This is a genomic window from Paenibacillus sp. 01T443, from assembly GCF_056398325.1.
The window spans coordinates 220,472-236,138 of sequence record NZ_JBFTPE010000002.1; the positions used below are offsets into that span (position 1 = coordinate 220,472).

Below are 15,667 nucleotides of genomic sequence, written 5' to 3' on the forward strand. Positions count from 1 at the left end.
CTACCCCCTTATCAAACTTTCAACTGGTTTGCCGTTCAATGCTGTAGAAATAATCCATTTTTGTTCTGCGGCGTGCACCTCTTGGTGTCCGCTTGCCGTACTCGAGCGATCAGGTCTGCCGACGTAACGGACAGCTGCCTTTTTAGGCGCCAATGCGCGAAGTCTAGGCTCCATAAAGCTCCATGAGCCCATGTTTTGCGGCTCTTCTTGTACCCAAACGATTTCTTCCAGCTTATCGAATTGCTTCACGATGCGCTCGATTTCCGCATGAGCGAACGGATACAGCTGCTCCACTCTTGCTACGCGCAGCCAATCGAAGTCCTCTGCATTTGACGAAGCCAGCGCTTCTTCGATATCAATAGCAACCTTACCTGTGCAAAGCAGCAAACGTTTTACTTTATCCTTCTGATCCTTCGGCTCCGTCAGGCTAAACTGCGGAAGCACGGGTTTGAACGAGCCTTCGCTGAAATCAACGCCGTGTGAAGCGACGCGAGGATTACGGATCAAGCTTTTTGGTGCCATAAGAACAAGCGGACGAACCTGCTCGGTGCCTAACAGCGATGCTTGCTTACGCAGCAAGTGGAAATATTGAGCGGATGTTGTCAGATTGGCAACCGTCCAGTTGTTATCAGCCGAAAGCTGAAGGAAACGCTCAAGTCTTGCACTAGAATGCTCCGGCCCTTGGCCTTCATAGCCATGCGGAAGCAAAATCGTAATTCCTGATTTTTGCGACCATTTTGCACGGCCAGCTGAAATGAATTGGTCAAAAATAACCTGCGCAACGTTCGCGAAATCACCATACTGCGCTTCCCAAATAACAAAAGTTTCAGGCGCGAATACATTATAGCCATACTCGAAACCAAGCACTGCCGTTTCGGACAATGGGCTGTTATGAACCGCAAAGGAAGCTTTCGCTTGCGGAAGCATATGAAGCGGCGAGAATTTGGCCGCATTAGCATTATCGTTAAGCATGATGTGACGGTGCGCAAACGTACCGCGCTCCGAATCCTGTCCGCTTAGCCGAATCGGCGTGCCGTCTGCGAGAATCGTTGCGAACGCAAGCGCCTCCGCATGCGCCCAATCAATCTTTTCTCCATCGTTCAAACCAGATGCTCTGCGCTGCAAAATACGTTGAAGCTTCGTATACTCCGTAAAGCCTTCTGGACGGTTAAGCAGCTCCAAGTTAATTTCGCGAAGCGTTTCAAGAGGCACCGCTGTGCGAGCTTCTTCACCCGTTGGAATCACTGATTTCTGCTGCTCGCCGCGCAGTTGCGGCTGGCCTTCTTTTGCTTTCATCGCATCATAGGCTGCTTGAAGCTTACCGTTGGTACGCCCACGCAGCTCCTCGATTTGCGCTTCCGTGATCGCTTTCTCGCCTTTCAGCTGCTCGGCATATAGCACGCTTACTGTCGGGTGATTGCGAACTTTTGTGTACATAAGAGGCTGAGTTACTTCCGGATCGTCCATTTCATTATGACCGAAACGACGGTAACCGATCAAATCTATGACAAAACCTTTATTGTAGCGGAGACGATATTCGCAGGCGAGGCGTACAGCTGCCAAGCATGCTTCCGGCTCATCCGCATTTACGTGTACGATAGGAATATCGAAGCCCTTCGCCAGATCACTTGCGTAATGCGTCGAACGTGAATCGATGCTGTTCGTCGTGAAACCAAGTCTGTTATTAGCGATGATATGCAAAGTACCGCCGTTGTGATAGCCTTGCAGTTTGTTGAAGTTAAGCGTCTCGGCAACAATACCTTCACCGATGAAAGCCGCGTCGCCATGAACGCAGATCGTAACGGCTTTGGATGAATCCTGCTTCGGCATGCCTGGCTTGCTGCGATCCTCTTGTGCGGCCCGCGTGAAGCCTTCGACCACCGGATTAACAAACTCCAGATGACTCGGATTGTTGGCAAGGGTAAGATTCGCGCGAATTGTTTCGCCTTCTTTAATCGCCCGGTCTGCCCCTAAATGGTATTTCACGTCGCCGGTCCAGCCATAGTTAAGGCCCATGGATCCTTCTGACGGAATAAGCTCCTTGTTAGGCGCATGGTGGAACTCGGAGAAAATTTTCTCATAAGGCTTGCCGAGTACATGCGTAAGTACGTTTAGGCGTCCGCGGTGAGCCATGCCCATCAGTATATGGTTTGCTCCGTCATGTGCTACGGCACGCACGATTTCATCCAATACTGGCACAAGCATGTCTACGCCCTCGATGGAAAAGCGTTTTTGACCAACAAATGTCCGGTGCAGGAAGTTCTCGAAATATTCAACTTCCATAAGACGCTCGAGCAATGCCGAACGTTCTCTTGCTGACAACGGCGCAGGGAAGCTCCCCGATTCCGCCTGCTTATTCAGCCAATTCCGTTCATTCTCATCATGAATATGTGTAAATTCATAAGCCGCAGAGCGGGTATATATTTCTCTTAGACGGTTAATCGCTTCCCAGCCGTTCGAGATCGATGCCGGAGCATTATCCCAAATAAGCGATGCGGGAATAGAAGCCAAATCCGCTTGCGTAAGACCGAAGGTTTCTGGTTCGAGCAGCTTTGTATCTGCCGCTGGACTAAAGCCTAGCGGGTCTATATCCGCAGCTAAATGGCCGTATCTGCGTATGTTCAGCATAAGCTGATGCGCAGCGACAACCTTCTTCAACATATTTGAATCAATCGGACCAGATGCTGCTGCACTTGATGCAGCCTGTTGCTCGCTCGGCTTGCTTGTACTTTGAACAGCTCCTATCGATACTGCTGGAGGTGCGCCAAAACGTTCAAACAGCTCGCGAACCGTTGCCTCAACGGCTTCAGGATCGGTTAAGAAACGTTCGTATTGCTCCTGCACATACCCAAGGTTGGGTCCATAGTAGCTTTGCCAAGGCGAATAATTACGCTCATCATGGTTGCTCATTGCAGAAAATTCCACCCTCTCTATTCATTGCCATCCTATTATTTTCTAAGGCGAAGCCCGTCATACATGCCCGCCTGCTTACAAATGCTCTAAAGCGTTTCAACATGCTATTCATATGAATGGTTAATAAGTTATACCGTAATATTGTGTTGTAGGTTTCATATCACGGCAAATTATAGGATGCAGGTTTGCAGCTCCTTTATATTTTAGTACATTGAACGCTCTCCAACCATAATCTTATTGGCATCGATATCATCCATTTCAAGCATTGATTGTCGTTCTCGGACAAGAATTCGAGCATGAATCGGTTAGTGCTTTTTCCATCGGCTACTACGCAGTATTAAACTGCTTTTAAATGCTTCCTGCAGAAATATAATTGCTGCGCGAGCTTGATATTCACTCACCTCATGGCCTGAAAAAGGATAATCATTCAGCTGCTTGCGAGAACGAATACGATTGTATACCGCATAAACCGTTTCTGGCAGGCAAACGGTATCCTTCCAGCCTACCGACATCAAGACCGGTGCTTTTATTCGCTCTGCCAAATTCAGAAGATCAAAATGGGCAAGTGCTCCCAGCACTGAACTTAAGCGCTCCGGATAACGCTTAATATGCTGCGCAATTTCCGTTAGGGAACCCGTCGAATGCATGATGCCATAATCCATATGGCACATGTTCGGAATATCGGAGACGACCGCGCTTACCTTCGGACTGAGAGCGGCAGCCAGCAGAGCAAGTCCGCCCCCTTGGCTTCCTCCGATAACTGCGATCCGGGAAGGATCCACCTCGGTTTGAATCGCCGCAGCATCAACAGCTCTTACCGCATCTACCGTGATCGCTCTGTAATAGCTTTGCTCGATACTTGCCAGTCCCTGCGTGACCCAGCCTTTGACCGCTCCTTCATCAGTTGTCAGCTGATTTCCGGTTTCGCCGCCTTGTCCTCTCGCATCGACCGCAAAAACTGCATAGCCTAGCAGCAGCCATGCAGCATAACGTTCAGGCAGCCCCTTGTCACCCGTGTACCCCTGATAGATGACGACGCAAGGAAGCTTCTCGCCCCTTAAGCCTTGCTGCGGCACGATATACAAGCCATGAATAGGCGTATCGTCACTTCCCTTAAAGGTTAACCGTTCCGTCCTCACCGCAGCGATCGGAGTATCAAGCAATTCCCTGACAATAGCCAGCGGCTTGTCCGCGTAGCTGTCTAGTACCGCTTGCCAATAAAGATTCAGATCCGCTGGATCCATGGTTAACGGCGGATTATAGGACAGCAAATCATTTTTTCTACGTTCTATCGCATGCATATCAGTATACCCCTATTTCCCTGTGTATTTTCGTCCATTTCCGTATTCTGATAAAAGTTTCCGAGTTCCCGCTTCAGCAGCTGGCAATCAAAAAGGCTATTTCTTGAACGACTTTGCAAGCCAATCAATAAATAGCCTCATGCACAGAGCATCAGCCGTCCCCTATTTAGGTCAAATGATCCTATTAGCGAAGTGTATTCAAACCGATCTCTACTTTTTTTCTTTCAATACGATAGGTCCAATGACAAGCGCCATTACAAGCAGCAACGCGCCTGTAAACATTGAAATGCCATAGCTCTGCACCCAATAAGGACTATCCTCCAAACGCTTGTAAATCCAACCGCCTAAAAGCGGACCGATAAATCCGGTAATGCCTGTTAACGCGGAAAAGACAGCAATATACATCGGTCGCTCCGACTTAGGCGTATCCCCGATAATAAAGTTAAAGGCAAGCAGGTTGTATCCCCCAAGGCCGATCCCGAGTACGCAATGAACAATGATTAGAACAAGAACGGCTGGCAGCAGCTCCATCCCCGACCACAGCAAACAGGCAAAAGCAATAATCGGAAGCGCCCATCTAAGCAGTGTACGCGTCGCGAATCTGCTGTTCAAATTGCCCCAGTAATAATAGCTGAACATCATCACGATCATCTGAATCGTTGTTATGACTGTAACCCAGGTGTAATTGAGCTTCACGATATCCAGCATGACATAGGAAAAGAGCGGAACCACAATATTTTGAATCAAAATAAAGGTTGCCAAAAAAAGAGTAGCAAACAAATAAGTGCGGTCACCGAGCGGCTTTTTTAGCATTTTCCACTTTGACGATTCGATCGAGCGCTCCAGCGGAAGATTAGGGTAACGGAAAAGCTCAATGCCGTTCCATACCGTGGCTGCCGCGCAAATCACATATAGCACCACAAAGCCGCTGCCTTCTGGCAGGCGGTTCAATATTTGGCCGCCAATGAGCAGGCACAGGCTCGCCACCGCCCAATGGATCGTATTCCTTATGCCAAAATACCGTCCGCGAACCTGAGCAGGCACCATATCCGCTACCAGTGAAGTCCAGAGCACCCCGGCAGACTGGGCGCAAATAAACGAAATCGTAAACATCCCGATATAGGTCGCGACCCAATAGCTCTCAGGCACCCAGAAAGGAATAAGTCCTGTTGCGACCCACAAGGTGCGATGAACAAGGCTGAATATCATGACATAAAGCCGGCGATTCTCAAAACGGTGAATATAGAAAGCAATACCGAGCTGAAAAAGGTTGGCAAATGCGGGGATCGCTAGCGCTGCACCGATTGCGTCTGATTTTGCCCCCAAATAAAGGAGGTACGCCGTAAGCAGCGGACCTCCGAGTAAATTTCCGATAATCGTAGCGGGAATACCTTCCACAACAGCCGTGTGCAAGCCTTTCCGCTGTGCGGACATTCTCCGTCTAGGCAACAGGATGTCCTTTAACATAATAATCCTCTCCGCTCTGCTTACTCGTGGTGAACAATCAGTTCAATCAATGTCCTAACCATAACGCCTGTAGCTCCCTTAGGCTCCCAGCCGCGGCTCGATTCCAGCCATGCCGTTCCTGCGATATCCAGATGGACCCAAGGCAAGCCTTCTGCAAAATGCCCGATAAAAAGCCCACCGGTAATTGTTCCGCCATATCGGCCACCGCTATTTTTCAAATCTGCAGCATCGCTCATAATCTGTTTCTTGTACTCCGGATAGGATGGAAGCTGCCAGATTCTCTCGCCTGCCCGCTCCGACGCTAATTGTACCTGTTTAAAGAGGTCATCATGATTGGTAACTGCCCCTGTCGCTTGGGTGCCAAGCGCAACCGAAACCGCCCCCGTCAGCGTAGCTACATCAACCAGTTTCGTTGCGCCTCTAGTAATGGCAGTCGTGAGTCCGTCGGCTAGCACCAATCTTCCTTCGGCATCCGTATTCACAATCTCAACCGTATGACCGCTCATCATGCGCAGCACATCTCCCGGCTTAAGAGCCCGGTCAGACGGCATATTCTCAGCGGTTGGAATAACTGCTATGACGTTTATGGCAGGCTTTAGCTCTCCAATAACGCGCATCGCTCCAAGCACTGCTGCGGCTCCGCCCATATCCGAGATCATTTCCTGCATCCCTTCTGCTCGTTTCAAGGAAATACCACCCGTATCGAATGTTATCCCTTTGCCGATCAATCCCCAAGCTTCATCGGAGCTTGGATTGCCTTTGTAATGAATAACAATCATTCGCGGCGGGTTTATGCTGCCTTGACCAACGCCAAGCAAGCCGCCCATCCGCTGCTCTGCCGCGCTCCATTCGTCGATAACCTCTATTTCCAAATCGAGCTCACGAGCAAGCTCCTCCGCATGATGCGCAAGACGCTCAGGCGTAAGATCATTACCAGGAAGATTAGTCAAATCCCGGGCTAAGTTTACTCCTTCCACATAGAGCTTGCCTTTAGCTATGCCTTTCTCCCACAATGCGGCGTCTTCTGCCGTGATTGCTGCAGCCTGCGGTACAAAAGCAACCTCCTTCAGCGTAAAGCGTTCATTATGCTCGCGTTTCAAAGGCTGACGGACATGAAGCGCAAGCAGCAAGCCTTCCGTCAGCGCTTGGGCTGAACGCTCGGCGCCGAGATTAGCCTGCGGTCCTTCCAACAAGGCTTCCGACAGCAGTACTTGGACCTTCTCCGCGCGCATTTTTTTCAATGCCTTTGCGGCAGCTGCTGCAGCAAGACGCAGGCTCGTTGCTCCGCCTTCCTGCTCCAGCCCCACAAATACGATATGTGATGAAGGATAAAGACCCAAAGTCGGCATAATTTCGATTTGCTCTGCATCTGCTTTAAATAATCCTTTGGCATAAAGCGCTCGAAGCGCATCATCGATTTGCGGCTGTATGATTTGCGCAGCTGCATCCCCTTGAATGAGTTCCTTTTTGCTGACAAATCGAATAACTGCGTCTGCCGCAGCTTGCTCCGTACCCCGAACCCCGTATGTAAATTGAACGCTCATTTATATGTCCTCGCTTTCTTAATGGATTGGCATCCATTCGTTTTGAACACAAACAACATCTTTTTTCAAACTCATTATACCTAACGCCCATCGACTTTTCCATGTTTATAATTGGAGATATTCTATCGCTCGTACCCTTGTTAAAAAAGCGAAAAGCCCTCCTTCCATTTCGGAAGAAGAGCTTTTATATCAACCCATTCTTTAGTGTCATGTGCAGCTCCGTATTAGGCTAACGGCAATGTAAGGATGAATTCCGTCCCTATGTCTGGTTGGCTTTCGACTCGAATCGTTCCATTGTGGTTGCGAACAATTCGGTAGCTTACCGATAAACCAAGTCCCGTCCCTGCCTGCTTTGTCGTGAAAAAAGGATCGAATAACCGGTTCATCGTCGCTTTGTCCATGCCTTTGCCGTTATCCTTTATAATAATTTCCGCAAACTGTCCATTACTTCGCGTAATGATATCGATAAGGCCTCTTCGTTCACTCTGTACCTCTTCAATAGCATCAAGCGAATTTTTGATAATGTTTAAAATCACTTGTTTTACCTGCTTTACATCGATAGACACAAGATGCTCCGAACAATAACATTCCGCCTTGATCTCGCAATTCCGCATCAATGCTTCGCTTTCCGTCAGCAAAACAACTTCCTTTATCAAATGATCGATAGACACCAATTGTTTCATGGGTGCCGACGGCTTGGACGAATTTAGAAATTCATAAATAATATCGTTTGCCCGGTCAATTTCAGTCAAAATGATGCGCGCATATTCTTCCTTGCCAACCTCCAACAAATAAGGCCGCAGCAGTTGAATAAATCCGCGGATACTCGTTAACGGATTGCGAATTTCATGTGCAATTGCAGCTGCGATTTTACCAAGCATAGCAAGCTTGTCATTTTGCAATGCCGTCTGTTCAATTTGCTTGTATTCCGAGACATCCTTGACACTAATTAAAAAATCGCCATCTAATTGATCACCGTAAGTAACCGTTACTAAAAGATGTTTGCCGTCTTTGTGCTGGAATTCATAGTACCTACTGTGCATGAGAAACATTTCTTTATAGAGCCTTAGAACCGTTCTCTTCGTGCTGCTGGTGAGCTGCTTGTGTCTTAAAACTTCTTTAATCGTACAGCCAATCAATGTTTTGCGCGGAATATCGAGCAGCTTGGCCATTTGCACATTAATAAACGATAAGATTCCATCGCTGTCAAACAAGGCGATTCCACTGTCCATGTGCTGCAGCACATTTTCGTATTTATTTTTCACCTTTTCGAATGAACGATTCGACCTGAAAAGCATCTCTCGCATTTCAGAGAATTTCTGCTCGGTTGATCGTTCGGGCTGTAAACGAAAACGGCAAGCAACCATGATCTCCATCAAAAAAACAAATGAGCGATTGTATAATCTAACAGCTTCCTCTGAGTCGACATTAGCGGCTAAAGATTGTATACATTCCTCGTGTACGGCAATTATTTCTTCCGGGTTTATTCCGTAAAGCTCCTTGCCAAGCTCATTGGCATGGAATAATGATACTTCCTTACCACTTCTAATATACTCGGCAAGCGCCGGGAAATAGCGCTTTCGAATGGCTAACATCATGTACTCCTCCCCGGCAATATCTCTATAGATAACGGTTACAGTTACTACTAATCATAGGGCGAGTTTACAATCGCTGTCAATCGGAAATACTGTCGAAAATTGTTACGCAAATAGGCAAATAGTATCGCCCCTTGTCGATTAGGACTTTAGTCTATTTGCCTACTCCCTTACTTTTTTCATGCTTTTTACTAAAAAAAACCAGCCAATTTTGTCCTTGCCAGCCTGCCTCATTTGTTATTCTGTTAATCCTTTTCGCGCTGTTTATCATTGCTCTTTCTATCACTATCTTTGTCGTCCCACCGATCATTATTTCTGCCGCTTCGATCATCATTATTGTTGTCATCATCATTGAACCGGTCGTTATCCCGGTCGTTATCATCCTGATTCTGATTGCGATCGTCGCCTCGATCATTATTATCATCGTTATTGGAGTCATTCCAACGGTCATCATTATCTTCGTCATTATCATCCTTGTCATCCTGCTTATCTACATTCGGACGATTAGGCTTATTTATTTTCCCAGGGTTTATCGTAGGCTTATTGGCCCATGCTCCATTTTTTACAGGCTTTTTTGTTTCTCCCGGTTTAGCCGATGCGCTGCTTGTTGGCTTTTCAGGCTTATCTGCTTTTACGGGCTTATTCGATTTTGGGGTAGTCACTGGCTTAACCGCGCTGTTCTTATTATCATCCTTTTGCTTAGCCTTTTCCGCTTTCTCCTTGGCGACCAGTTCCTTCAGCTTTTCTTTACTCTTATCTTCCGCATTGTCTACAATCGTTTTAACTCCGCCGATTGGCTCCGTTAATTTATCTATGGATTGCTGCTTCAGCTGTTCTATTTCAAGCTTATAGCCTTCTTCTTTCGCCATTAGATACACGGCCATCTTACCAGAGGAGATCCCGTTTGCCGTCGCTTCCTCACGAACCTCGTTCGGTATCGATATCGTTGTAATATTCGCGCTTACCTTCTCCGAAGCCAGCTGCGTCAACATACCTCGAAGCGTCTCGTCGACTTTTCCCGTCAAAATACTCTCATAATCGAGCTTTAGTGCAGACGCATCGCCAAGCAGTACGCTAGTAATAAAAATATCCTTGTTCGGCGTGTCGAGATAATGTGAGCCTTTAGCCCTCTCCAAAATAGAAGCAGCTACCGTTTCTACGTTAACACCTTCGAACTGGAGACCTTTAATGATAAGCTCGCCGTCCTCATTTAAAGCGCGCAGCTCGCGTACTTTTTCATTCTCGTCCACGCCAAGCTCTACGCTTGGATTAATATCCATGCTGACATACGCTACCACTGGATGCGCATCGCGCTGCATGATAAAGAGAAGAGGCAGGAACAACACCATAATAAGAGCAGCAGCGCTGCCATACCAATAAACCGGTTTAATTGTACGGGGCTTCCTATACTCCTCTTCGAAAATAATCTCTTCACCAATCTGCGGCGTGCCTTGAATAGGGGCCTGCAAAAATTGCCCGTCTGCCGTCATAACGAATGCATGCTGCTTATGAATGCTCATCACAACTCCACGCTTCATTTGCTTGCCTCCTTATTCGTTTCAAAATGTTCGCCAGCAATATGTAGATAATCGTGCATGAATGGATATGTTCCTGAAATAACGAGTGCGATGGCAATAATATATTTCCGGTTTCGCTCCACTGTCTTACGGGAAACGCCGCACATTTCCGTTAACTCTTTTACCGCTAGCTTATTCGTTTGCCTTAATGTATCTAACAGCTGAGTTTCGTTTACAAGCGTTTGTGCAATACCAATCAAGAGCCTTCTCGAATCTGCGTGTTTAGGCGAATTCTCAACAAGCTCAGCAAATGAGATTCCAAACCGTTCAAGCTCATGGTCAAGCTCCAGTATTTCAAGCCGTCGCTCATCCTCCGTCCGTTTGACTTCAAATGAATTCATCGCTTGTCTGGTCTCGACAGAATTATATTGTGGCTGCTCTTCGTCTTCTGAATCAAACATGCTGTAGGGTACGACCTTTGAGTGCCTTTGTTCTTTTCGGACATAGTCAATAAGCCGACGGCGAATGACGGTTTCAGAAAATCCGATAAACGATTTCCCTGCATGACTCGCGAACTGATTGATTGCCTCGTTAAAAGCTAGCAGCGCAACGCTGAATTCATCATCACGATTCGGGTCTATATACCGTTTGCAAAATCGACTTGTTACTTTCATAATATAAGGTTTGTAGTCTGCTATGAACTGCTCGCGCAGTAGCTCGTCACCTTGACGAATGCGAGCAACACATTGTTCGGGAGTAAGCTTCTGCTCATCCTCCGCAGCTTCGGCGGAAACTGACTTCCGTAGAAAGCGTTTGAACAATACAAGTAACAACCGCTCCACCTCACTATTAGTATGATTCGTTTCTGTCTGCCCGGTTTCGGGGGGTACATTATGAGAAGATCTTCATTTATTTTTAAAAAAAGAAAAGCCCCCAAAAAGGAGGCTCACCATTCGTGTTTAAATAAACTAAACGGAAGTACGGCGTTGACGAAGCTTATTCCTTCTGTTGTTCAGCATCCCCAGACGCTTCTTCAGAACAAGCTGCCATTCCGTATCCTCAATTTGCTTAGCAAAGCTAAGTAAATCAAGTGCCATATCAATTTGACTGTGAACGACATCCATTGGATCTTCGTTCTCATTATTTACGCAATTTTCAAGAAGCGCTTTGCCTTCTTGCTCCACATACTCCTGAAAATCAACTTCAGCTGCGCCATCGCCATGCGCATATTCGGCTAATATCTCATATTCATTTTCAATTAAATAATGAATATCTACACGGTGACAAACCGGGCAAAACATAATTGGCACATTGTGTATATGCGTCCGAAAATGCTTTAGTGTTCCTTTTGTTCCAATCATGCTAGCTCCACAGCAAAAACTCATTGACGACTCCTCCTTAAAGGTTTGCGAATGCAAACCTACTACGTAAGCATCATCTTAGGTTTGCGAGCAAACCTGCATCATAAACATCAACGACCGGTTAAGTATGCTAACGTTGTTTTCTTGTATGTCCTGTGGCTTTATACCTTATTCGCTTTGCATGAGCGAAATTCCTGCTTTCTTATTATAATAACTGCCTAGTGACCCCATATACAAACAAAACCCGCGCCATATAATGGCGCGGGTTTTGTTTATTGCTATGCGGAATTTATTATTTTGCTACCAGTGTTTGTTGACCTGGTTTCCAGTTAATAGGGCAAAGACCGCCGGATTGCAATGCTTGCAATACGCGAAGCGTTTCGTCAACGCTGCGGCCCACGTTGTTGTGGTTAACAACTTGGTATTGTACTTCGCCTTCTGGGTTAATGATGAATAGGCCGCGAAGAGCGATACCTTCTTCTTCAATTAGCACGCCGTAGTCACGAGCAACGCTTTTCGTGATGTCAGCCGCAAGCGGGAATTCTAGTTGGCCAAGGCCATTATCGTTAACCGGCGTGTTGATCCATGCACGGTGACTATGTTTGCTATCAACGCTGACACCAAGAATTTCAGTGTCCAGTTTCTTGAATTCAGCAGCTGCAACGCTCAACGCTGTAATTTCTGTTGGGCATACAAATGTGAAATCTAGTGGGTAGAAGAACAATACAAGCCATTTGCCTTTGTAATCCGCAAGAGATGCTGTACCGAAATCTTTACCGTCGCCTGTTGCTGTTTCCATCGAAAAATCTGGGGCCTGGCGGCCTACCAAACGCTCTGCCATAATAGAAAACCTCCTATACCTATCCTTGAATTTTTATTGTTTACGTCACTTCATCTGTGTGACTTACCTAGTAAATAGTATCACTAGTCTAGAATGAAGTCAATATTATAATCAATATTTATTTATAATAATTATAATCTGGAGACTACTTTTTAAGAGCTGCTACGATCAAATCGCCCATTTCCGTTGTTCCGATTGCTTTGCTCTTATCTACGGCAATATCGCCCGTACGGTGACCAGCATCAAGTACCTCTTTAACCGCAGCTTCAATTGCCGCAGCAGCTTCGTGATAACCGAAAGTCAGACGGAACATCAGCGCTACCGAAAGAATCGTTGCGATCGGATTGGAAATCCCTTGTCCTGCGATATCAGGAGCAGAGCCATGTACCGGCTCGTACAAGCCGAAGCTTCCTTCACCTAGCGAAGCAGACGAGAGCATGCCAATTGAACCTGTCAGCATTGCCGCTTCATCGCTAAGAATATCGCCGAACATATTCTCGGTTACGATGACGTCGAAGCTCGAAGGACGGCGAAGCAGCTGCATCGCACAGTTATCAACAAGCACATGCTCCAGTTCAACTTCTGGATATTCAGGAGCGATCCGGTTTACTACTTCACGCCATAGGCGCGATGTTTCAAGCACGTTCGCTTTATCAACCGAAGCTAGGCGTTTGCCGCGAGTCATTGCGATATCGAAAGCTTGACGAACAATACGTTCGATTTCTTGCACGTTGTATACGCAAGTATCAACCGCTTCTTCGCCGCCAGCGCCTTCACGACGGAATTTCTCTCCGAAGTAAATACCGCCTGTCAATTCACGAACAACAATCAGATCTGTGCCTTCAAGAACTTCTGGCTTCAAAGTCGATGCTTCTTTCAAGCAATCGAACACGGTTGCAGGACGAATATTCGAGAAAAGGCCAAGCGCTTTGCGAATGCCGAGCAAGCCTGTTTCCGGACGAAGCTCTTTCGAGTTGTTATCCCATTTTGGGCCGCCTACCGCGCCAAGCAATACCGCATCTGCGCCTTTACAAAGATCAAGCGTTTCTTGCGGCAAAGGTGTTCCTTTCTCATCGATTGCAATACCGCCGAACAAGCCATGCTCCGTTTCGAATTTATAGCCATAAAGCTCTTCGGTTTTTTTAAGTACTTTAAGCGCTTCGCCAACAACCTCGGGGCCGATACCGTCGCCGGCAATAACTGCAATTTTTTTTACGTCTGACATAATAAATGTAACACTCCTCTTTTTCAGTTAAGCTTGTCCCATCAACATTTCCGAAAGTATCTGTTGAAAAGCAAGTTTTCATACTCATTCTCATTCTATTATCATTTGTACCATAAAAACGGTTTGATTACAAAGATATAAAATCTATTTACTCTATAGACTGAAGCTATAATGATGTGATTTACGAGTCGCAGACCTCAAGGGCGGACAGAAAAGACAATAGGACAGTACCGCTGGTCATAAATTGACCATGCGGGACTGTCCTATTTGGCTTCACTACGCATTTCTCTAGATCAAGCTCATCTTATCACGGCGGCCCGGTGTCTTGCGCTTCTCGATCAAACGGTTAAGCGCGTCAATATAGGCGCGCGCGCTCGCTTCAAGGATGTCCGTGCTAAGTCCGCGGCCTTGGGCAGAAACTTCGTCCTGCTTCAGAACAACATGTACCTCGCCTTGCGCATCCTTACCTTGCGATACCGATTTAATCGAGTAGTCTTCAAGCTCCACAGCTTCCTTGGTAACCTTGTCGATCGCATTATATATCGCATCGACGGAACCGTTGCCGATCGCGATCTCTTCAACGACTACGCCTTCCGCACTGCGGATCCGAACAGAAGCGCTTGGCGTTGATTGGTTGCCGTAGCTTACTTGGATTGTCTCCAAGCTGAATACTTCCGGCGTATCAATCAGCTTCTCTTCCAGCATAGCGAGAATATCTTCATCGCTAACGGTTTTCTTGCGATCAGCCAAATCCTTGAATTTAGCAAACGCTGCGTTAACCGCTTCATCTCCAAGCTCATAGCCTAGGTCGATTAGCTTCTCGCGGAACGCATGGCGTCCAGAGTGCTTGCCGAGTACTAGCTTAGATTCTTTTAAGCCGATCGTTTCTGGTGAAATGATCTCGTATGTCGTTTTTTCCTTCAGCATGCCATCCTGATGAATACCTGACTCATGCGCGAACGCATTGGCACCAACAATAGCTTTGTTTCCTGGAACAACCATTCCTGTCAGCTTGCTGACAAGGCGGCTCGTTTTGGCGATTTCCTTCAGATTCAATGTCGTTTGTGCACCAAAGTAATCCGGTCGTGTCGCAAGCGCCATGGCGATCTCTTCAATCGCTGTATTGCCTGCACGCTCCCCGATTCCGTTAATGGTACCTTCGACTTGATCCGCACCGTTCAAAATCGCTGCAAGCGCGTTAGCCGTCGCCATGCCGAGATCATCATGGCAATGTGCGCTCAGCTGGATCTTTTCGATATTCGGTACGTTTTCCTTCAGGGTTTTGAAGATGTTACCGAATTCTACCGGATTCAAATAACCAACCGTGTCCGGAATGTTCACGACTGTTGCTCCTGCTTTGATCGCGAGTTCCGTTACCTGGCATAAGAAATCCAGCTCCGTACGACCGGCATCCTCTGCCGAGAACTCTACCTTGTCAAAATATTGCTTCGCGTAACGAATTGCGCGCTCTGCTGTTTCTAGCACCTGATCCTTCTCCATCCGCAGCTTATGCTTGCGGTGAATAGGGCTGGTAGCAAGGAACACGTGAATGCACGGATCCTGCGCGCCGATAAGCGCTTCACGCACTGCATCGATATCCTGCTCGCGCGAGCGCGACAAACCGATTACCGTAGCATTCTTAACTGCGCGCGCAACCGCGTTAACCGCAGCAAGATCACCTGGCGAAGCCGCTGGGAAGCCAGCCTCAATACGGTCCACTCCAAGCTTCTCAAGCTGAAGGGCAATCTCTACCTTTTCCTTCGTGTTAAGGTTTACACCCGGAGATTGCTCTCCATCACGAAGCGTTGTATCGAAAACATAAATTTTCCGCATTTGTGCATTGCACCTCCGTGAACAGAATGATCCCGGCACGCGTATGGAGCCGCTGTACGAAACGCAATCC

At 47.2% G+C, this 15,667-nt stretch carries 11 protein-coding genes; all 11 read right to left on the reverse strand.

All coding sequences use genetic code 11. The features are described from left to right. The 11 genes from AC1DLI_RS03600 to AC1DLI_RS03650 all read right to left on the reverse strand — a co-directional run bounded on the left by AC1DLI_RS03600 (position 1) and on the right by AC1DLI_RS03650 (position 15,597). A complete protein-coding gene (locus tag AC1DLI_RS03600) occupies positions 1-2,910 on the reverse strand; it encodes a 2-oxoglutarate dehydrogenase E1 component (protein ID WP_477599741.1) in 2,910 nt (969 codons plus the stop codon). Positions 2,911-3,218: 308 nt separating this feature from the next. Beyond that, positions 3,219-4,214 carry an acetylxylan esterase gene (locus tag AC1DLI_RS03605; protein ID WP_477599742.1) on the reverse strand — a complete coding sequence of 332 codons (996 nt, stop codon included), beginning with the start codon at positions 4,212-4,214 and terminating at the stop codon, positions 3,219-3,221. Positions 4,215-4,424: 210 nt separating this feature from the next. Next, positions 4,425-5,681, reverse strand: a complete 1,257-nt coding sequence (locus tag AC1DLI_RS03610) for an MFS transporter (RefSeq protein ID WP_477599744.1) — start codon at positions 5,679-5,681, stop codon at positions 4,425-4,427. Between the two features lie 20 nt (positions 5,682-5,701). Continuing rightward, complete coding sequence (locus AC1DLI_RS03615) at positions 5,702-7,225, reverse strand: leucyl aminopeptidase (protein ID WP_477599746.1); 1,524 nt, start codon at positions 7,223-7,225, stop codon at positions 5,702-5,704. A 224-nt stretch (positions 7,226-7,449) separates the two neighbouring features. Continuing rightward, on the reverse strand, positions 7,450-8,820 hold the full coding sequence (locus AC1DLI_RS03620) for an ATP-binding protein (protein ID WP_477599748.1): 1,371 nt from the start codon (positions 8,818-8,820) through the stop codon (positions 7,450-7,452). Between the two features lie 245 nt (positions 8,821-9,065). Next, positions 9,066-10,358: an anti-sigma-I factor RsgI family protein gene (locus AC1DLI_RS03625; RefSeq protein WP_477599750.1), complete on the reverse strand. Its 1,293-nt coding sequence runs from the start codon at positions 10,356-10,358 to the stop codon at positions 9,066-9,068. Continuing rightward, positions 10,355-11,170 (reverse strand): RNA polymerase sigma factor SigI, encoded by an 816-nt coding sequence (sigI, locus tag AC1DLI_RS03630; RefSeq protein WP_477599752.1) that lies wholly within the window; start codon positions 11,168-11,170, stop codon positions 10,355-10,357. Before sigI ends, AC1DLI_RS03625 begins: the two co-directional genes overlap by 4 nt. A 135-nt stretch (positions 11,171-11,305) precedes the next feature. Then, a complete protein-coding gene (locus AC1DLI_RS03635) occupies positions 11,306-11,722 on the reverse strand; it encodes a hypothetical protein (RefSeq protein WP_053374540.1) in 417 nt (138 codons plus the stop codon). 268 nt (positions 11,723-11,990) lie between these two features. Then, positions 11,991-12,539: a peroxiredoxin gene (locus AC1DLI_RS03640; protein WP_308997236.1), complete on the reverse strand. Its 549-nt coding sequence runs from the start codon at positions 12,537-12,539 to the stop codon at positions 11,991-11,993. A gap of 145 nt (positions 12,540-12,684) precedes the next feature. Next, positions 12,685-13,764 carry a 3-isopropylmalate dehydrogenase gene (gene leuB, locus AC1DLI_RS03645; RefSeq protein ID WP_308997235.1) on the reverse strand — a complete coding sequence of 360 codons (1,080 nt, stop codon included), beginning with the start codon at positions 13,762-13,764 and terminating at the stop codon, positions 12,685-12,687. A gap of 288 nt (positions 13,765-14,052) precedes the next feature. Further along, a complete protein-coding gene (locus tag AC1DLI_RS03650; RefSeq protein WP_477599755.1) occupies positions 14,053-15,597 on the reverse strand; it encodes a 2-isopropylmalate synthase in 1,545 nt (514 codons plus the stop codon). Between the last annotated feature and the right edge of the window lie 70 nt (positions 15,598-15,667).